At 37.1% G+C, this 18,790-nt stretch carries 17 protein-coding genes, 1 riboswitch and 1 other annotated feature; of the genes, 15 read left to right on the top strand and 2 right to left on the bottom strand.

Annotation, left to right across the window (positions count from 1 at the left end; genetic code table 11):
- Position 1: 1 nt before the first annotated feature.
- A complete protein-coding gene (locus ACJ2A9_RS06630; RefSeq protein WP_441420826.1) occupies positions 2-670 on the top strand; it encodes a DUF421 domain-containing protein in 669 nt (222 codons plus the stop codon).
- A gap of 20 nt (positions 671-690) precedes the next feature.
- Here the strand turns inward: ACJ2A9_RS06630 and spoVB are convergent, their stop codons facing one another.
- Positions 691-2,268, bottom strand: a complete 1,578-nt coding sequence (gene spoVB, locus ACJ2A9_RS06625; RefSeq protein ID WP_441420825.1) for a stage V sporulation protein B — start codon at positions 2,266-2,268, stop codon at positions 691-693.
- A 183-nt stretch (positions 2,269-2,451) separates the two neighbouring features.
- Here spoVB and ACJ2A9_RS06620 point away from each other — a divergent pair, with 183 nt between their 5' ends.
- The 14 genes from ACJ2A9_RS06620 (at position 2,452) to ACJ2A9_RS06555 (ending at position 18,422) form a co-directional block, all read left to right on the top strand.
- Complete coding sequence (locus tag ACJ2A9_RS06620) at positions 2,452-2,937, top strand: COG2426 family protein (RefSeq protein ID WP_441420824.1); 486 nt, start codon at positions 2,452-2,454, stop codon at positions 2,935-2,937.
- A 31-nt stretch (positions 2,938-2,968) separates the two neighbouring features.
- Complete coding sequence (locus ACJ2A9_RS06615) at positions 2,969-3,253, top strand: post-transcriptional regulator (protein WP_441420823.1); 285 nt, start codon at positions 2,969-2,971, stop codon at positions 3,251-3,253.
- Positions 3,254-3,380: 127 nt separating this feature from the next.
- Positions 3,381-4,664 carry a protein translocase subunit SecD gene (gene secD / locus ACJ2A9_RS06610; protein ID WP_441420822.1) on the top strand — a complete coding sequence of 428 codons (1,284 nt, stop codon included), beginning with the start codon at positions 3,381-3,383 and terminating at the stop codon, positions 4,662-4,664.
- Positions 4,654-5,571: a protein translocase subunit SecF gene (gene secF, locus ACJ2A9_RS06605; RefSeq protein ID WP_441420821.1), complete on the top strand. Its 918-nt coding sequence runs from the start codon at positions 4,654-4,656 to the stop codon at positions 5,569-5,571. The genes secD and secF overlap by 11 nt, the downstream gene beginning before the upstream one ends.
- A 189-nt stretch (positions 5,572-5,760) precedes the next feature.
- Positions 5,761-6,660, top strand: coding sequence for a cation diffusion facilitator family transporter (locus ACJ2A9_RS06600; protein WP_441420820.1), 900 nt, complete (start codon positions 5,761-5,763; stop codon positions 6,658-6,660).
- A gap of 5 nt (positions 6,661-6,665) precedes the next feature.
- Positions 6,666-7,004 (top strand): LapA family protein, encoded by a 339-nt coding sequence (locus tag ACJ2A9_RS06595; RefSeq protein WP_441420819.1) that lies wholly within the window; start codon positions 6,666-6,668, stop codon positions 7,002-7,004.
- A 168-nt stretch (positions 7,005-7,172) separates the two neighbouring features.
- Positions 7,173-9,533, top strand: a complete 2,361-nt coding sequence (recJ, locus tag ACJ2A9_RS06590; protein WP_441420818.1) for a single-stranded-DNA-specific exonuclease RecJ — start codon at positions 7,173-7,175, stop codon at positions 9,531-9,533.
- Positions 9,534-9,554: 21 nt separating this feature from the next.
- Positions 9,555-10,067 (top strand): adenine phosphoribosyltransferase, encoded by a 513-nt coding sequence (locus ACJ2A9_RS06585; RefSeq protein WP_441420817.1) that lies wholly within the window; start codon positions 9,555-9,557, stop codon positions 10,065-10,067.
- A gap of 240 nt (positions 10,068-10,307) precedes the next feature.
- Positions 10,308-12,491, top strand: coding sequence for a RelA/SpoT family protein (locus tag ACJ2A9_RS06580; protein ID WP_441420816.1), 2,184 nt, complete (start codon positions 10,308-10,310; stop codon positions 12,489-12,491).
- A 32-nt stretch (positions 12,492-12,523) separates the two neighbouring features.
- Complete coding sequence (gene dtd, locus ACJ2A9_RS06575; protein ID WP_441420815.1) at positions 12,524-12,961, top strand: D-aminoacyl-tRNA deacylase; 438 nt, start codon at positions 12,524-12,526, stop codon at positions 12,959-12,961.
- 187 nt (positions 12,962-13,148) lie between these two features.
- Complete coding sequence (locus ACJ2A9_RS06570; RefSeq protein ID WP_441420814.1) at positions 13,149-13,325, top strand: RNA polymerase subunit sigma-70; 177 nt, start codon at positions 13,149-13,151, stop codon at positions 13,323-13,325.
- Between the two features lie 89 nt (positions 13,326-13,414).
- Positions 13,415-13,661: a binding site (T-box leader), on the top strand.
- Between the two features lie 98 nt (positions 13,662-13,759).
- Entirely contained in the window at positions 13,760-15,028 is a 1,269-nt protein-coding gene (hisS, locus tag ACJ2A9_RS06565) for a histidine--tRNA ligase (RefSeq protein ID WP_441420813.1), read from the top strand.
- A gap of 16 nt (positions 15,029-15,044) precedes the next feature.
- Positions 15,045-16,835 carry an aspartate--tRNA ligase gene (aspS, locus tag ACJ2A9_RS06560; RefSeq protein WP_441420812.1) on the top strand — a complete coding sequence of 597 codons (1,791 nt, stop codon included), beginning with the start codon at positions 15,045-15,047 and terminating at the stop codon, positions 16,833-16,835.
- Positions 16,836-17,018: 183 nt separating this feature from the next.
- A riboswitch (SAM riboswitch) is annotated at positions 17,019-17,126 on the top strand.
- Positions 17,127-17,192: 66 nt separating this feature from the next.
- The gene (locus ACJ2A9_RS06555) at positions 17,193-18,422 is read left to right on the top strand and encodes a homoserine dehydrogenase (protein ID WP_441420811.1); all 1,230 of its coding nucleotides are present in this window, start codon (positions 17,193-17,195) and stop codon (positions 18,420-18,422) included.
- Here the strand turns inward: ACJ2A9_RS06555 and ACJ2A9_RS06550 are convergent.
- Positions 18,419-18,700, bottom strand: coding sequence for a hypothetical protein (locus ACJ2A9_RS06550; protein WP_441420810.1), 282 nt, complete (start codon positions 18,698-18,700; stop codon positions 18,419-18,421). The two genes, ACJ2A9_RS06555 and ACJ2A9_RS06550, sit on opposite strands and share 4 nt — an antisense overlap.
- Positions 18,701-18,790: the final 90 nt, after the last annotated feature.

Here is an 18,790-nt window from a genome sequence, read left to right as displayed (position 1 = left end):
ATTGGTATATACTACAATTATCTTAAGGACCTTAATGATTTATCTTGTTATACTTCTTGTACTTCGTTTTATGGGAAAACGGGAAATTGGACAATTATCAGTCCTGGATTTTGTTGTCTCTATTATGATTGCGGAATTAGCGGTTATTTCGATTGAAAATACAACGGTACCAATGTTACATACAATTGTTCCAATAGTAGTACTTTCATTTATTCAAATTGTCCTTGCGTACCTGTCATTAAAAAGTGCCAACATGAGGGACTGGGTTGATGGTAAGCCATCTGTTTTAATTAATGAGGGGAAAATAGATGAACATGAAATGCGTAAACAACGTTATAATTTTGATGATTTACTTGTACAATTGAGACAAAACAAAATTAGTCGCTTATCTGATGTTGAATTTGCTATTCTCGAGCCTTCAGGAAAATTATCGGTTATTGAAAAAAAGAATGATGAGAACAATAAGGAAATTGAAGGGAAATACTTAATGCCATTACCTTTAATTCTTGATGGGAAGGTTCAACATGATCATCTTGAGAAGATAAACCAGACACCATTGTGGCTACGGCAAGAAATGAGGAAACTGGGGATTAAAGATATTAAGAATATATCTTATTGTGCTTTAAATGATAATCAGTCATTTTACGTTGATTTTAAAGATGAAAAGTAAAGTAACCAGATAGATTCTGGTTACTTTTTTTGGGGCCACATGAGTTTTGATATTGGTTTGCCGATAAAAGGTACCCGTTTCATTTCATCTTTTTGAATTAAACCGAGGAAAATAATGATAATACAGTATACAAAGGTAGTAATCATAATGGAAACAATGGTTTTGTAAACCATGCTATTCTCCAAAAATGCATGGTCATATAAGAAGCTGGCAACCCAGCCGGTTATAAAAATAGCGAGTACTGCTTTCAGAATCTCACGCAGGTCAAAAGTAAAGCTAATTGTTTTAATAACAGTAGCAAAATGAAGTAATGTAACTAAGATAATTCCCATGACAATGGCTAAAGCAGCACCCATGATCCCTAAATCAGGCCGACTCGCCAGTACAAAAATAGCTGATATTTTCACTACAGCTCCAATTAAACTGTTAATCATTGCAGCTCGTGCCAGATTCAATGCCTGTAAAGTAGCCTGAAGTGGGCCTTGGAAATAGAGAAAAATACTAAAAGGTACCATAACTTTTAAATAAGTAGCGACAGTTGGAGCATTGTACATTAGGTCCATGATTGGAACGGCATATACATAAAGAACAACAACAGAAATTCCACCTGATATTAATGCTAAGCGTAATGCCTGTCTAAGTCGAAGGTGAATAAGAGAATAATGTTTTTTTGCGCTTGCTTCACTTATTGCAGGTACAAGTGAAACTGATAAAGCGTAAGTAATAAATGTAGGTAACGTAAGGAGTGGAATAGCAAATCCGGCTAATTCCCCATACTGTTGAGTAGCAATTACTGTCGTTACACCTGCAATTGCCAAACTTTGAGCGACGACAATTGGCTCAAAGAAAAACGCAACAGAACCAATTAGTCGACTTCCTGTTGTAGGGAGGGCAATCGCCATTAAATCATTAAATGTATCCTTTCCTTCTTTTAAATAACGCCAAAATCCTCGTCGGATCCGAATACGCTTTTTTAACTTGAACATAAACATCATATAAAGCAGTGAAGCTAGTTCCCCAAATACAACAGAAACCATTGCACCAGCAGCAGCAAATTCCACTCCGTATGGGAGGAGTGAACTTGTACAAATCGCTACAAGTGTGATTCGCACTATTTGTTCAATTACTTGTGAATAAGCCGTTGGCCGCATGTTTTGTCTGCCTTGGAAATAACCCCGCATGACCGATGAGAGAGCAACAATTGGAACAATAGGAGAAATGGCAACTAATGGATAGTATGCTCGAGAATCTGTTAATAATGTTTCAGCAATAATGGGAGCAAAAGCAATCATCCCGATGGTAAAAAGTATACTTAGAGATCCGGTTGTAGCAATGGAGACAATTAGAATCCGTTTGATCTTCTTTTTATCTTGATTGGCCTCGGCTTCGGCAACTAGTTTTGATATAGCTACAGGTAAACCGAGTTGTGTTAATGTAATAATAAGAAGTAAGGTAGGAACTGCCATTGCATATAGGCCAACCCCTTCCGCCCCCATAATCCGGGCAACAACGATTTTGTTTATAAAGCCGAGGATGCGCGTAATGAGTCCAGCTAGTATTAGAATAAATGCTCCTTGGAGAAAGGTTTGTTTTGACATGTTTGCCCCTACTTTCTAAAAAATGATGGATATTTTCCATGATTATTTATATGCTTAATAGGGGGTCAAGCATGACAAGGATTTAGTAGTTAGCGGTTGAAAGATAGTAGTTGAAAGTTAAAAGTTAAGAGTTAAAAGTGATATGATGTAAATTAGTTTATTTGTGATGAAAGGAAGTTGAGTGTGAAAGAAAGTATTCGAGATTTTCTAGTTGAAACCTTACATTTTTTGCCTCCGGAAATGATTGTAATTATCATTTCAGCAATGCCCATATTAGAGCTTCGGGGTGGGATACCATTAGCAAGTATTTATGGCTTTCCTTTTTGGGAAGCATTTGTATTAAGTGTAATCGGGAATGTTTTACCGGTCATCCCGCTATTAATTTTGTTTAAGCCATTTAGTAATTGGTTACTGCGGTTTGTTTGGTATCGACGCTTTTATAATTGGTTATACAATCGCACGATGAGAAAGAGTGATAAGGTGGAAAAATATGGGGCAATTGGGCTCATATTATTTACAGCTGTTCCATTGCCAACAACGGGTGCGTACTCAGCATGTGTTGCCGCTGCATTGTTTTCTATTCGTTTTAAATATGCATTTACCGCTATCGTTATTGGTATTGTCATTGCCGCTTTTGTAGTTGGTGGATTAACCTATTCTATTTTCTAGAATGAATCTTTATTAGAGGAAGGTGAAATCGATGGAGGATCGTCAGCAATTTGATGTTTGGAGAGAAGATGTGAAACCGGCAATCGTTAGTAAATTAGAAGAATTTCGTTTGTTAGGGTATGCCCATGTTTCTGAGCAAGAGGTATGGGATTGTCTACTACATAAATTAAGAAAAGAGAAGAACTACATTCATCTGCACCAATTTGTCAATACATTATTAACATTAAAAATCAATGAATATATGAATTGGTTAACGATTAATGCCTATCAAGGACCGAATTGGTTTGAGGAGAATAAGCCTGTAAATCTGGATTAACCTAGTAATAATATGTGGAGTTATTTACATGAATTATTTGTTGAAGTACGTTTGACAGGTAATATATAGAAGAGCATAATAGAAATATTGGTGAAAAAGGGTGTTTTTAAGGAGGCATTATAGAGAAATGGTGAAAAAAGGACGTTTAATAGCTTTTTTTCTCATCGTTGTGTTACTTGCTGGGGCAATTTTTTCAACAGTAACTGGAATTGCGAAGGAAATTAAGCTAGGTCTGGACCTTCAAGGCGGGTTTGAAATCCTGTACGAGGTGTTACCTGCTGAAGAAGGCGATGTTATTAATAATGAAGCATTAACAAGCACCGTTAGTGCGTTGAATCAACGTATTGACGTTTTTGGTGTGGCTGAACCCAACATCCAAATTGAAGGTGAGAATCGAATTCGTGTGCAATTAGCTGGTGTAGAAGATCAGCAAACTGTTCGTGAATTATTAGCAACAGAAGCTCAGCTTAGTTTTCGTGATGTAAATGACAAATTAATGTTAGATGGTGCAGACCTGCAGGAAGGTGGAGCAAGTGTTACCTTTGGTGATGCAAATCAGCCATGGGTTGCAGTAACTTTAAAAGATGCGAATCAATTTGCCGAAGTAACACGAGAAGTTCGTGGCAGCCAATTGGTTATTTGGCTTGATTATGAAGAGGGGGACTCTTTCCAGGAAGAAGCATTTAAAGAGAATCCTAAGTTTATATCAGCTCCAATGGTAAGTCGCGTCCTAAACACGAGAAATGTAGTGATTGAAGGTCAGTTTACGATGGAAGAAGCTCAGTTTCTGGCTGATGTCCTAAATGCAGGAGCACTTCCAGTAAAGCTGGAAGAGATGTATTCTAACTCAGTCGGTGCAGCTCTTGGTGAGCAAGCAATGCAAAAAACGATCTATGCTGGTTTTATCGGGATTGGTCTTATAATGGTATACATGCTTCTTTACTATCGTTTTATGGGAATTATTGCAGCTATATCTTTAAGTGCATACATTTATATCGTTTTACTGATCTTTAACTGGATGAATGCTGTCCTTACTTTACCGGGAATTGCAGCTTTAATTCTTGGGGTCGGTATGGCTGTGGATGCAAATATAATTACGTACGAGCGGATTAAAGAGGAAATACGGTCTGGCAAGTCAATCATGTCAGCATTTAAAGCTGGTAGTCGACGCTCACTCTCAACGATTCTTGACGCAAACATTACAACAATTCTTGCTGCATCTGTGCTTTTCTATTTTGGGACAAGCTCAGTCAGAGGGTTTGCAATTATGTTAATCGTGAGTATTTTGACAAGCTTTGTAACTTCAGTATATGGCTCAAGACTATTACTTGGTCTATGGGTGAACAGTCGTATATTGAACAAGAAGCCTAAGCTGTTTGGTGTGAAGGAGAGTGAGATTAATGAACTTTAAAGATCGTCATATAGATTTTGTTAAACATCGTAAGAAGTTCTTTATGTTTTCAGCTCTCTTTATGTTAGTCGGGATTATTGTCCTCTCAACAATAGGATTAAACCTGGGCATTGATTTTGAAAGTGGATCAAGGGTAGAAATATTGTCTGAAGAGTCTTTAACTGCTGAACAAATAAGAGCAGATTTTGAAGAAATAGGATATGAGCCGGCCGATGTTATTTTGGCGGGTGACCGCAGTGAAATGGGGATTGCTCGTTTTCTAGTTGTTCTTACCAAAGAAGAGATTGCTGAAATTCAAAGTCATATGGTGGAAAAATACGGTACAGAGCCAAATGTGAGTACTGTATCACCAACAGTCGGTAAGGAACTGGCACGTAACGCCTTAATTTCAGTAGCGATTGCATCGGTTGGAATCGTTATTTACGTAGCCATTCGATTTGAATTTTTGTATGGGATAGCAGCAATAGTGGCACTGCTTCATGATGCATTCTTTATTATTGCGGTTTTCAGTATTTTACAAATTGAAATTAACGTTACTTTTATTGCGGCAGTTTTAACGATTGTTGGTTATTCGATCAATGATACGATCGTTACGTTTGACCGGATTCGTGAAAATATGAAGTTAGCGAAACGAATAAAGGATTTTAATGATTTAGCTGATATCGTTAACAAAAGTTTAGTCCAAACATTAGCACGTTCAATTAACACAGTGTTAACGGTTATTTTCGCAGCTGCAGCTATTTTTCTATTCGGAGGAGAAGCGATTCGACCGTTTGCATTTGCTCTTTTAGTAGGGTTAATTGCCGGAACATACTCATCTATGTTCTTAGCCGCTCAATTATGGTTGGTATGGAAATCAAAACAATTAAAGAAAAACCGCTTTAAAACAGCAGAAAATGAAGCATAATAGAAAAGACCGTGGAGACACGGTCTTTTTTAATTAAAAAGTAATAAGTTTAGAGTTTAGAGTGTAGAGTTTAGAAGTGTAAAAAGTAAACTAAAGCTTTGTTATTAAAAAACATCATTGAAATACATAAAACAACTCTACACTCTACACTCTAAACTTTAAACTCGATAAGGTGAGGGATTTATTTTGTTGGAAAAAGATGAGCGATTTCAAAAAGTGCAATTTGCTGCTTGGGTTGGTATAATAGGAAACATTATTTTAGCAATTATAAAAGGGATTGTTGGTTTTATTGCAAACAGCCAGGCGTTAATCGCTGATGCAGTCCATTCTGCATCAGATGTCGTTGGTTCTGTGGCTGTTTTAATAGGAGTTAGAGCAGCGAAGCGACCACCTGACCGTGATCATCCGTACGGGCATGGTAAAGCAGAGTTAATCGCAGCAATTATCGTCGCTGTCCTTCTTTTTGTTGTTGGCTTTGAAATTGCGATGACCGCTGTAAAATCTTTTTTTGAGCCAATTGAGGTACCGGGGTTAGTTGCGATTTATGCAGTTGTTTTTTCAATCATCGTAAAAGAACTCATGTTTCGATATAAATATCATTTAGGTAAGAAATACAGAAGTGAAGCGTTAATTACCGATGCATGGCACCACCGTTCAGATGTATTTTCTTCAGTTGCTGCACTTATAGGTATTGGAGCTTCAATTATTGGTGGGTATATAGGTGTGCCATGGTTAGTTTATGCTGATCCAATTGCTGGGTTATTTGTGGCTGTATTGATTGTGAAAATGGCGTGGTCGCTTGGAAAGACATCGATACATAATACACTGGATCATGTAATGCATGATGAGGATACCGTTGAGATGAGAGAAATTATTTCTTCTGTACATGGTGTTTTAAATATTGATGAATTTCTTGCTCGTGAGCATGGACATTATGTCATCATTGATATAAAAATCGCTGTTGATCCAGAGATCACAGTTGCAGAGGGGCATGCGATTGGAAAAGAAGTGAAGAAAAAATTATTAGAAATCGATCATGTTCAAGATGTTCTTGTCCATATAAATCCATACTCAGCTAGAAAGGTGTGATCATATTGAAAGGTCAGTGGACCCTCATTTTTGGCTTTATTTTTGCTTTAATTATTTCAGTGTTTGCAGTTATCAACGTTAATTCGGTAACGGTCAATTATGTTTTCGGTACAGCACAATGGCCCTTAATTATCGTCATCCTAACTTCAGTTTTAATGGGCGGATTGATTGTTGGTTCTGTAGGTCTCTATAAAGTATTCCGTTTACAACAACAATTGAAAAAAGTAACAAAAGAAAAGGAACAGCTTAAAATTGATTTAGAAAAGTGTCAACAAGGAGAAACTGTAACTGAAATAGAAGCAGAGGAGGTAATAGAGGAGGACGGGACGAAAAGTGAAGGATAAATGTAAAATTTAAAATGTAAAATGTAAAAATGATTGAAAGTAGTGCTATGCAAGTTTTCTAGAAAAACAACATAACTCTTAAAGTAATTATTAATTATAAATTCTACATTTTACATTTTACATTTAAGATGCCTCTTGTATAATAGATAGGTCAAGGGGTGTTTTTTTATGTTGAGAGCAAAAACGAGATGGAAAGTGAATGCGGTTGATGAACAGAAAGCAGCACTATTGGCAGATGAGTTAGGAATAAAACTGTTAGTAGCACAACTATTAGTAAATCGCGGTATAACGACAGTTGAAGCTGCAAGACGATTTTTATATAAAGAGGAAGTTCAGTTTCATGATCCATTTTTATTAGATGGAATGAAGGAAACTGTTGAACGAATTGAACGAGCGATACAGGAACAAGAAAAAATTCTCGTATTTGGTGATTATGATGCTGATGGTGTGAGTAGTACATCAGTTATGATCTTTACGCTGCGGGAAAAGGGAGCTATTTTTGACTTTTATATCCCTAATCGGTTTACAGAAGGATATGGACCTAATGAACCCGCACTAAGATGGGCGAAAGAAGAAGGATATCAGTTAGTTGTTACAGTTGATACAGGTATTTCTGCTGTCCATGAAGCAAAAGTGGCTAAAGAAATTGGCCTTGACTTTATCATTACTGATCACCATGAGCCACCGCCAATATTGCCTGATGCATATAGCATTGTAAATCCCAAAAAGCCTGGTTGCCCTTATCCATTCAAAGGTCTAGCTGGTGTAGGAGTAGCGTTAAAGCTTTCTCAAGCAATTCTGCAACGAGTACCGAAAGAAGTGTTAGATATTGCAGCAGTTGGTACAATTGCTGATTTAGTACCTCTGGTAGATGAAAATCGGTTAATTGCAAAACAAGGAATCGAGCAAATTCAATTTTCGAATAAGCCAGGGATTAAAGCATTAAAAAAAATATGTGGACTAGAGGATAAAACAATTACATCCGAACATATTGGTTTTGCAATTGGCCCTAGAATTAATGCTGCAGGAAGATTGGATTCAGCTGACCCTGCTGTACAATTGTTTATTACAGAAGATCAGGAAGAAGCGGATCATCTTGCCGAAGAGCTCGATGACTTAAATAAAAGCAGAAAAGATTTAGTCAATGATATGGCAAAAGAAGCGATTGATCAAGTTGAACAGCATTATGCTACTGATGACCATCGTGTTTTAATTGTAGCCAAAGAGAATTGGAATGCTGGAGTCATTGGAATCGTTGCTTCGAGGTTAGTTGAAAAATACTACCGTCCAACAATAGTGATGAGTATTGATCCTGAAAAAGGTTTGGCGAAAGGATCGGCACGAAGCATTGAAGGATTTGATATGTTTGAAAATCTCTCAGAGAGTCGAGATATTCTTCCGCATTTTGGAGGACATCCAATGGCCGCTGGACTCACGATGAAAGTTGAGCATATTGATGAACTTCGAAATCGCTTAAATAACATAGCATTTGAAAAACTGACGGCAGAAGATTTCATTCCGGTTACTAATGTAGATTTAGTAACGAGTGTCGATGAAATCTCAATTGATGTAATTGAACAAATTGATCAGCTAGCACCGTTTGGAGTGAGTAATCCTACTCCAAAAATTATGATAGAAAACACAAATATTTCTCAAATTAAGAGAATAGGCAGCGATGAAAATCATCTCAAAATGATTCTTGAAAATTCAGGTTATACAATTGACTGTGTAGGTTTTGGGTTAGGTGAAATTTTTGAACATGTTGTTTCTACAGCTAAAGTATCTGCAATCGGTAAACTTGCCATTAATGAATGGAATGGTCATTGCAAACCACAGTTTTTTCTGGATGATGTAGCGGTAAACGAATGGCAATTGTTTGATTATCGTGGCCGGAGAGATATCACGAAAAGACTAGAAAAGTTACCAAAAGAGAAGCTGACACTTTTATCATTTCAAGAAGAAACGAAAACGAAATTACAATTGACTGCTTTTGAAAATGAGTTTGTCTTAATGAATGAGCTCAATCCAACTCCTGAGCTTACATTGGAAGGTTCATATTTAGTGTTGTTGGACCTACCGGTTGAAATGAAACAATTAGAGCTATTGTTACAGCAGAGTGCTCAGCCAGAACGAATTTATGCAATATTTAACCACGCGGAGGATCACTTTTTTACAACAATACCTGAAAGAGAGCACTTTAAATGGTTCTATGCTTTTTTATTGAAGCAAAAACAGTTAGATCTAAAAAAACATGCAGATCAATTGGCTAAACACAAAGGGTGGACAAGAGATACAATAAAATTTATGACGAAGGTGTTTTTGGAACTGGAATTTGTTACAATAGACAATGGAATTATTTTTGTTGTACAAAATCCAGCTAAAAAGGATCTAGTTCATTCGAGAACATTTAAAATGAAGCAAGAACAAGCAAGATTAGAAAATGAGTTATTTTATTCCTCATATCATGAATTAAAGAACCTGTTTAATAACATAATGTTTACAAATGATAATGTGAAAATAGGATTGTAGTTATATCTAGGAGGAAAATAAATGGATTTTAAAGAGTATATTACAATTGTTCCCGACTATCCAAAAGAAGGGATTAAATTCAAAGATATTACAACATTAATGCAAAACGGTGACGTATATAAAAAAGCAATTGATGAGATGACATCATTTGCAAAAGAAAAGCAAATTGATGTTGTTGTAGGACCTGAAGCGAGAGGGTTTGTCATTGGGTGTCCAATTGCATATTCATTAGGAATTGGATTTGTACCTGTAAGAAAAGAAGGAAAACTGCCTCGTGAGGTTGTGAAAGTTGACTACGGATTAGAGTATGGCAAAGATACACTCACACTCCATAAAGATGCGATTAAACCAGGACAACGAGTATTAATTACTGATGACTTATTAGCTACAGGTGGAACGATTGAAGCAACGATTCAATTGGTAGAAAAATTAGGTGGAGAAGTTGTGGGCATCGCCTTTATGATTGAATTAACCTATTTAGATGGACGAGATAAATTAAAAGATTATGATGTGTACACATTAACGAAATACTAATCTTAAAACGAACAAAGAGTGCTCAATCACAGTGAGTGCTCTTTGTTTTATAATTAAAAATTCAGTCAATTTTTTTGGCTTCTTTTATATAAACATGGTATTTTATTTTTATAAAACTTTTTTATTAGACTCAGTTAAAGAAAATAATAAAGTTCGACAAAATTCGTTTAATTCTCTTTACATGTTGCATAATCTTCATGATAATAAAAAGAAATACAGAAATGGGTATAAGGTGATTCCATGACGATTGATCAATTAATTGCAAAAGCAAGTGAATATCTTTCAAAGGAGCATGTTGCTTTTTTAGAAAGAGCATATAAGTTTGCAGAAGAAGCACATAGTGAACAGTACCGTAAATCGGGGGAGCCGTATATTCTGCACCCTATTCAAGTAGCCGGCATTCTTGTTGAGCTAGAAATGGACCCTAATACTATTGCTGCAGCCTTCCTTCATGATGTAGTGGAAGATACAACAGTTACGCTTGATGAATTGAGAGAAGCATTTAATGAAGAAGTTGCGATGTTAGTAGATGGAGTCACCAAGCTAGGGAAAATAAAATATAAATCAAAAGAAGAACAACAGGCGGAAAATCATCGCAAAATGTTTGTAGCAATGGCGAAAGATATCCGTGTCATTCTCATTAAATTGGCAGACCGCCTTCATAATATGCGCACATTAAAGCATTTACCACCTGAGAAACAAAGACGCATTTCAAACGAAACGTTGGAAATATTTGCGCCCCTTGCTCACCGGCTAGGGATCTCAACAATAAAGTGGGAATTAGAAGATACCGCATTAAGATATCTAAACCCTCAGCAATATTACCGCATTGTTAACTTAATGAAGAAGAAGAGAACAGAGCGTGAGCAATATATTGTTGAAGTTCAAGAAAAAATCCGTGAACGTTTAAATGACGTCGGTATAGAAGCGGAAATTTCCGGCCGTCCAAAACATATCTATAGTATTTATCGTAAAATGGCGCTGCAAAATAAACAATTTAATGAGATCTATGATTTATTAGCAGTACGAATTATTGTTAAAAATATAAAAGATTGCTACGCCTCCCTGGGAATTATTCATACTTGCTGGAAACCGATGCCTGGTCGTTTTAAAGATTATATTGCAATGCCTAAAGCGAATATGTATCAGTCGCTCCATACAACGGTCATAGGACCTAAAGGGGACCCACTTGAAGTTCAAATTCGTTCCGAAGAAATGCACCGTATTGCAGAATTCGGGGTTGCTGCACACTGGGCTTATAAAGAAGGGAAAAGTTACACCCCGAATACGCAGACGCTTGAAAATAAAATGTCATGGTTTCGTGAAATTCTTGAATGGCAAAATGATGCAAATGATGCCCAGGAATTTATGGAGTCGCTCAAAATCGATCTGTTCTCAGATATGGTGTTTGTCTTTACTCCAAAAGGCGATGTAATTGAACTGCCAAGAGGATCAGTTCCTTTGGATTTTGCCTATCGAATTCACTCAGAGATCGGAAATCGCTGCATCGGTGCGAAAGTAAACGGGAAAATGGTCCCGCTCGATCATCAGTTAAAAACAGGTGATATCATTGAAGTAATGACATCGAAGCATTCTTACGGACCTAGCCAGGATTGGATAAAGATTACCCAAAGTTCTCATGCAAAAAATAAAATCCGTCAATGGTTTAAAAAGGAACGCAGAGAAGAAAATGTAGCAAAAGGGAAGGATCTCGTTGAGAAGGAAATAAAAAACCAAGGATTTGAACCGAAAGAAATTCTTATTCCTGAGAACATAGAAACAGTTGTTGATAAATTTAATTTCTCAGGTGAAGAAGATATGTATGCTGCTGTTGGTTATAACGGAATTACTGCAGCACAAATTGCAACACGACTTACAGAAAAACTTCGTAAAAAACGTGGTCAAGAACAGCAGGATCAAAACCTGCTTGAGGCAGTTGCTGACGTTAAGACATATACTCCAAAGAAGAAAACAAGTGTCGGCGTTAGGGTAAAAGGGATCGACAATTTACTAATCCGTTTATCGAAATGCTGTAATCCTGTTCCGGGTGATGATATTGTCGGCTTTATAACAAAGGGCCGCGGTGTATCCATTCACAGGGGGGATTGTCCGAACGTGTTAACCGAAGAAGCTAAACCGCGTCTTTTAGAAGTAGAGTGGGAAGGTAGTAAACAGGAAAGCAAAAACTATAATGTTGATATTGAAATATCAGGTTATGATCGTCGTGGTCTTTTAAATGAAGTATTACAAGCTGTTACAGAGACGAAGACAAATATGAACGCGGTCTCAGGCCGTTCTGACCGGAATAAAATGGCAACGATACTGATGACAATTTCGATTCATAATATCGATCACTTGCATCGTGTCGTTGAACGGATTAAACGAATACCTGATATCTATGCAGTACGAAGAATTATGCAATAAAACTAGATCATAGTCATTGTAGGTGTTTAGGAATGAGAGTAGTTGTACAACGTGCAAAGAATGCCTCAGTAACAGTCAATAAAGAAACTGTTGGACAGATTGAACACGGACTTATGCTGTTAGTTGGTGTTACACATGACGACCAAATGGATGATGTGAAGTTCATTGCTGATAAAGTAGCGAATTTACGAATCTTTGAAGATGAATCTGAGAAGATGAATTTATCGTTATTAGATGTTGGTGGTCAGATTTTATCTGTTTCTCAATTTACTTTATATGGTGATTGTCGCAAAGGAAGAAGACCAAATTTCATGGCAGCTGCAAAGCCCGATTTAGCTCAGGAATTGTATGAAGCGTTTAATCAGGAGCTTCGTGATAAAGGCATCGTCGTTGAAACAGGTGTCTTTGGTGCCATGATGGATGTTAACTTTACGAATGATGGTCCGGTTACTTTGATTGTTGAGAGTTAGTTAGAAGTTAGAAATTGAAAGTTGAAAGTGAAAAGCCTGCCTGTTTGGTGGGTTTTTTCACTGTCTAGCTCGGGCACCAGCGCTTTTCTTGTTTTTTTGTGTTTATTGCAAAAATGTTTCTTTATAGGGAAAGAAATCGTTCATTTTGGTAATCCTAGTAAAAAAGGATGAAAGGTGGAAACGTATTTTGAGGAACAGCAGTAAACAAGAAGGAACAGGGAATGGACATAATCAAGTATTTGGAGTAGATTTTCATGACTTTATTCAAAAGCAAGAAAATAATTCGAATTTCGAGCTTGCTGATGAATTTGGACTATCATTAAGAGGTGTAAAAGAGTTAAAACAACGTCTTGGACGCAACTAACGACAAAATTTTTATCTGGTTATTGACATTGCGTGATTTCACTCGTATGATAGAATACAATTGGAAATAGACAATTTTACATAGTACCGGAAAAACCAATGATAGAGAATAGTAATTAAGATCAAACATGAAAAGAGAGGAAATGTCTTAGGCTGAAAACATTTCTGCATGTTCCTTAATGAAAGAACACTCTTTAGGTTTCACCTCGAACGAGGCTTTTGCTTACTAGTAGGGGATGGACGTATGCAGGCGTTAACTGTTTAAAGTGGAGACAGAATCTTTTGGTTACTCTGTCTCAATTAGGGTGGCACCACGGGTTATTCTCTCGTCCCTGACATTGTTCAGGGGTGGGAGTTTTTTTTATTTCCAGCTCATGTCCCTTGGCGCTTTCGCTTTTCTTTTTTGTTTATTTTTCGTTAAGGAGGTTGATATAAATGAGTATTAATATCCCACGTGGAACACAGGATATTTTACCTGGACAAGTGGAACTATGGCAATTTATTGAGAAGAAAGCTCAAGATATTTGCAGAAGGTATAACTATCATGAAATACGTACTCCGATTTTTGAACACACGGAATTGTTTGCCCGCGGTGTAGGAGATACAACAGATATCGTCCAAAAAGAAATGTATACTTTTGAGGATCGAGGCGGACGCAGTCTTACGTTAAGACCAGAAGGTACAGCTTCGACGGTTCGGGCTTATGTACAAAATAAGCTATTTGGAAGTCCCAATCAGCCAACAAAATTATACTATATAGGACCAATGTTTCGTTATGAACGTCCGCAATCAGGGAGAATGCGTCAATTTGTACAGTTCGGGGTAGAAGCATTGGGTAGTAATGATCCAGCAATTGATGCTGAGGTGATTGCACTGGCAATGGAGTTTTACCGCGAGCTAGGGTTGAAAAACCTGAAACTAGTGATTAATAGCCTCGGTGATAAAGCAAGCCGTCAAGCACATAAAGATGCACTCATTGCTCATTTTCAGCCGAAAATTGAGGAATTTTGTGGGGATTGCCAAACACGTTTAGAAAAAAATCCACTTCGAATCTTGGATTGTAAAAAGGACCATGATCATGAACTAATGAGCAGTGCGCCTTCCATCCTTGATTATTTAAATGTGGAGTCCGAAGCCTATTTTAACAAAGTGAAACAATACTTAAGTGACATGAATATAAGCTTTGATGTTGATGCAAACCTTGTTCGAGGTCTCGATTATTATAACAATACAGCCTTTGAAATTATGATCGATGGCGAAGGCTTTGGTGCGATCACTACGTTAAGTGGTGGCGGCAGATATAACGGACTAGTTGAGGAAATTGGTGGCCCAGAAACACCAGGTATCGGATTTGCCTTAAGTATTGAGCGGTTATTAATGGCCCTGCAGGTGCAAAATATTTCCTTGTCACTCGATGAGGAACTTGATTGTTATGTTGTTGCGATTGGTGAAGAGGCAAAAGATAAAGCTGCCAATTTACTTTTCAAGTTAAGACAAGCAGGAATTACTGCTGATAAAGATTATTTGGACAAAAAGATAAAAGCACAATTTAAAGCAGCTGATAGATTAAAAGCAAAATATACAGCTGTGCTAGGTGAAGATGAGTTAGCAAGCAATAAAATTATTGTGAAAGAAATGGAAACTGGAAGCCAAGAAGAGGTTGCACTTGACCAGTTTATCGTCTACATGAAAGATAAGATCTAAGGGAGGAATAAGAAAAATGATGGGAAGAACACATACTTGTGGAGAAATCGTTGAAAGTACGATTGGAGAAAAAGTTCAGTTAAAAGGTTGGGTACAAACTCGCCGTGATTTAGGACAAGTTATCTTTATTGATCTGCGCGATCGTTCTGGGATTGTTCAAATTGTCTTTAGTCCAGAGGATTCTGAGGAAGCATTAAAAATCGCTGATAAAGTTCGCAGCGAATATGTATTAGATGTAGAAGGTACTGTAGTTGCAAGAGATGCTGAAACAGTTAACGAAAAGATCCCGACAGGAAAAGTAGAGGTACGCGTAAATAAAATTACAATTTTAAACGCTGCAAAAGCATTGCCGTTTCAAATTGAAGATAATACAGGTGTCGCTGAAGATATCCGCTTGAAGTATCGTTACCTTGACCTGCGACGTCCTGAAATGCAAGAAACGTTCAAGCTACGTCACCGTACAACAAAGCTAATCCGTGATTTCTTAGATGAAGCTACATTCTATGAAATCGAAACACCGATGTTAACAAAGAGTACTCCAGAAGGTGCCCGTGATTATTTAGTACCAAGTCGTGTCCATCATGGAGAATTCTATGCTTTACCACAATCACCGCAATTATTTAAACAATTATTAATGGTTTCTGGCTTTGAGCGTTATTATCAAATTGTTCGTTGTTTCCGTGATGAGGATTTACGAGCAGATCGTCAACCAGAATTTACTCAAGTTGATATTGAGACTTCATTTATGGATAAAGAAGATTTACTAGCGATGATGGAAGAAATGATGGCAAAAATCATGAAAGAGACAAAAGGAATCGATATTCAAGTTCCATTTGAGCGTCTTACTTATCATGATGCAATGAACCGTTTTGGTTCTGACAAGCCTGACACACGCTTTGGTTTAGAGCTTGTAGAACTTTCCCATATCGTGAAAGATTGCAAATTAAAAGTATTTACCAATGCTCTTGAAAATGGCGGTATTGTTAAAGGATTAAACGTGAAAGGTGTAGCTGATAAGCTTTCACGTAAAGAAATTGATGATTTAGCTGATTTTGTAGCGATTTATGGAGCAAAAGGCTTAGCATGGCTCAAAGTTGAAGAAGATGCCCTTCGTGGACCGATTGCTAAGTTCTTTACAGAAGAAGAAGTTGCTGCACTAAGAGAAGCATTCAATGCTGAAGTTGGCGATCTATTATTCTTTGGTGCCGATAAAAAATCAATTGTCTTTGATAGTCTTGGTGCTCTTCGTCTTAAATTTGGAAAAGAACTAGGCTTAATCGATCAAGGTAAATTCAACTTCCTATGGGTAACTGATTTCCCACTAGTTGAGTATGATGAGGATGCAAAGCGTTATGTTGCTCTTCACCATCCATTCACAAGCCCTAAGAAAGAAGATTTGGAGCTGTTAGCAACAGACCCAGGAAAAGTACGTGCTGAAGCATATGACCTTGTTTTAAACGGTTATGAGCTTGGTGGTGGTTCACAACGTATTTACCAACGAAACATTCAAGAACAAATGTTTAAAGCATTAGGCTTTTCAGAAGAAGAAGCGCGCGAGCAATTTGGTTTCTTAATGGATGCATTCGAATACGGAACACCTCCACACGGTGGTATTGCCTTAGGTTTAGACCGACTAGTGATGCTTCTGGCCGGCAGAACAAACTTACGTGATACAATTGCATTCCCGAAAACAGCAAGTGCCAGTGACCTACTGACAAACGCACCAAGCGAAGTAAGCGAAGCACAGTTAAAAGAACTAAACCTGCAAATTGTACCAAAGAAGGAAGAGACGAAGGTAACGAATTAATTAGTGTAGAGTTTAGAGTTGTTTGAATGGATTTGCTTCGAAGTTTTTTTAAGAAACATCTTTGTAGTTACAATCGCTAACTCTAAACTCTAAACTCTAAACTATTAACTCTAAACTTTCTGAACTTTCTTCTTGAACTATCTCCAGAAGTGGTGTATAGTTACAATCAATATAAATAAATAGGACTTATCAAGAGTGGTGGAGGGACTGACCCTTTGAAGCCCGGCAACCAGTTTGTTTTTCAAACTAAAGGTGCTAATTTCTGCAGAGCAATGCTCTGAAAGATAAGTGATCGGTGTGAAGAACCCTTTCCTTATCGGAGAGGGTTTTTTTAATAGAATAAAGGAGTGGGGAATTTTGATAGAGATAGGCTTAATTGGACTTGGTACGGTAGGTTTAGGAGTTTTTGAAGGAGTTGCGCAAACAGAAAAAGAGCTGGAACACTCTCTGGGCGATAAAGTCAGAATAAAAAAAATTTTAGTGAAAAATAAATCGAAGAAACGGAACATACATGTTGATGAGTCTATCCTTACCGAAGAAGCAAATGAATTTCTTTCGAACGACTATCATGTTATTTTTGAAGCAATCGGGGGAATTGAACCTGCAAAAAGCTATATTCAATATTATTTACAAAAAGGAATTCCGGTCATTACTGCAAATAAAGAATTAGTCGCTAAGCATGGACAACAACTAGAGCAGGTGGCGATTCAAAACAATACGTTTTTTGGTTACGAAGCAGCTGTAGCAGGAGGCATTCCAATCGTTAATGTGCTAAGGAGTAATTTGCAGTGGGGTACAGTAGAAAAGGTATCAGGAATCATTAATGGCACGACAAATTATATTCTTACTGAGATGAATGAAAAAGGAAGAGATTTTCCAGATGTATTAAAAGAAACTCAGCAGTTAGGCTACGCTGAGGCTGATCCAACTGATGATATCCATGGTTACGATGCTTGGTACAAAATTCGAATACTAGGTCGTTTGTGTTTTGGCTATTGGCCACAGGAAAACAATATTACCGTTAAAGGAATTTCAGAAGTGAAAGCTTGGCAGGTGGAAATGGCAAAAGAGTTAGGTCTTACACTAAAACTAGTGGCAGAAGCATCTTTTAATGGGGAGAATATTGTAGGTTCTGTTAAACCAAGCTTTTTAACAAGTGAGCATCCATTACATCAGATTAATGGTGTCACAAATGCTGTTTCACTTACAATTAATCCAATCGGGGAGCTCTTAGTAGCGGGGCCTGGTGCTGGAAAAGGGCCAACTTCTGCAAGTATGATTGAAGATTATCTTCATCATTTCCAAAAAAAGCAGTATCAATCTTTGAAAAAGAGAACTTTACCGATTGCTTCTGAGATGAGCCAAGTTCTAATCTTTGTACAGGATCATATCCAGCGTAATGAATTGGAAGCAGTACTGGATAGTAGTTCTGTTGCTGATTCCTATATCTATGAATACAAAGGAGTATCCTGTTGGCTCGTCACGGTATCAGAATTGGAATTGGAAAAACTAGAAGATGCAAATCAAATTCATTACTATCCTGTTTATGGAAATTGGGAACCTAGTAAAGTGGCAGTCATAAATTAGATCTTAAGCTGCTTAAAGCTTTCGATGAGGTCTGTAGGTGCTTCTTTCACACATAAGGAACGAACACCCTGATTTGTATGTAAATAGAGGAAACCAAATTCAGTTGCAATTGGCCGATAAGACATATCATAGACATGGTTAATAGAGTATTGTGCATCTTTAAGTAAAATTGCATGTTCATATAATTTAATGTGATACCAATCTTCAATTGTTTGTTTGGAAGTCCAGCCAATTTCCTGGCGTATTTCAACATAAGGATGAGCCATAATGAATTTCATTGATTTTCACCTCCTTATTAGTAAGGATAAAAAGTTTTAATAAAAAAAGCAATGAAACCTATTTTTTATAAGCTTATTTTTTGAAAAAAA

Origin of the sequence: Anaerobacillus sp. MEB173 (assembly GCF_052119505.1) — a bacterium.
Classification (GTDB): domain Bacteria; phylum Bacillota; class Bacilli; order Bacillales; family JBJMAU01; genus JBJMAU01.
The sequence above is the reverse complement of the archived record's forward strand: the minus strand, read 5'-3'. Positions and strand labels throughout refer to the sequence as shown.

Bases quoted from the DNA above. Each gene is read 5' to 3' on its own strand.
- spoVB (WP_441420825.1), bottom strand. From the start codon at position 2,268: ATGTCAAAACAAACCTTTCTCCAAGGAGCATTTATTCTAATACTAGCT.
- ACJ2A9_RS06615 (WP_441420823.1), top strand. From the start codon at position 2,969: ATGGAGGATCGTCAGCAATTTGATGTTTGGAGAGAAGATGTGAAACCG.
- secD (WP_441420822.1), top strand. From the start codon at position 3,381: ATGGTGAAAAAAGGACGTTTAATAGCTTTTTTTCTCATCGTTGTGTTA.
- secF (WP_441420821.1), top strand. From the start codon at position 4,654: ATGAACTTTAAAGATCGTCATATAGATTTTGTTAAACATCGTAAGAAG.
- recJ (WP_441420818.1), top strand. From the start codon at position 7,173: ATGTTGAGAGCAAAAACGAGATGGAAAGTGAATGCGGTTGATGAACAG.
- ACJ2A9_RS06585 (WP_441420817.1), top strand. From the start codon at position 9,555: ATGGATTTTAAAGAGTATATTACAATTGTTCCCGACTATCCAAAAGAA.
- ACJ2A9_RS06580 (WP_441420816.1), top strand. From the start codon at position 10,308: ATGACGATTGATCAATTAATTGCAAAAGCAAGTGAATATCTTTCAAAG.
- dtd (WP_441420815.1), top strand. From the start codon at position 12,524: ATGAGAGTAGTTGTACAACGTGCAAAGAATGCCTCAGTAACAGTCAAT.
- hisS (WP_441420813.1), top strand. From the start codon at position 13,760: ATGAGTATTAATATCCCACGTGGAACACAGGATATTTTACCTGGACAA.
- aspS (WP_441420812.1), top strand. From the start codon at position 15,045: ATGATGGGAAGAACACATACTTGTGGAGAAATCGTTGAAAGTACGATT.
- ACJ2A9_RS06550 (WP_441420810.1), bottom strand. From the start codon at position 18,700: ATGAAATTCATTATGGCTCATCCTTATGTTGAAATACGCCAGGAAATT.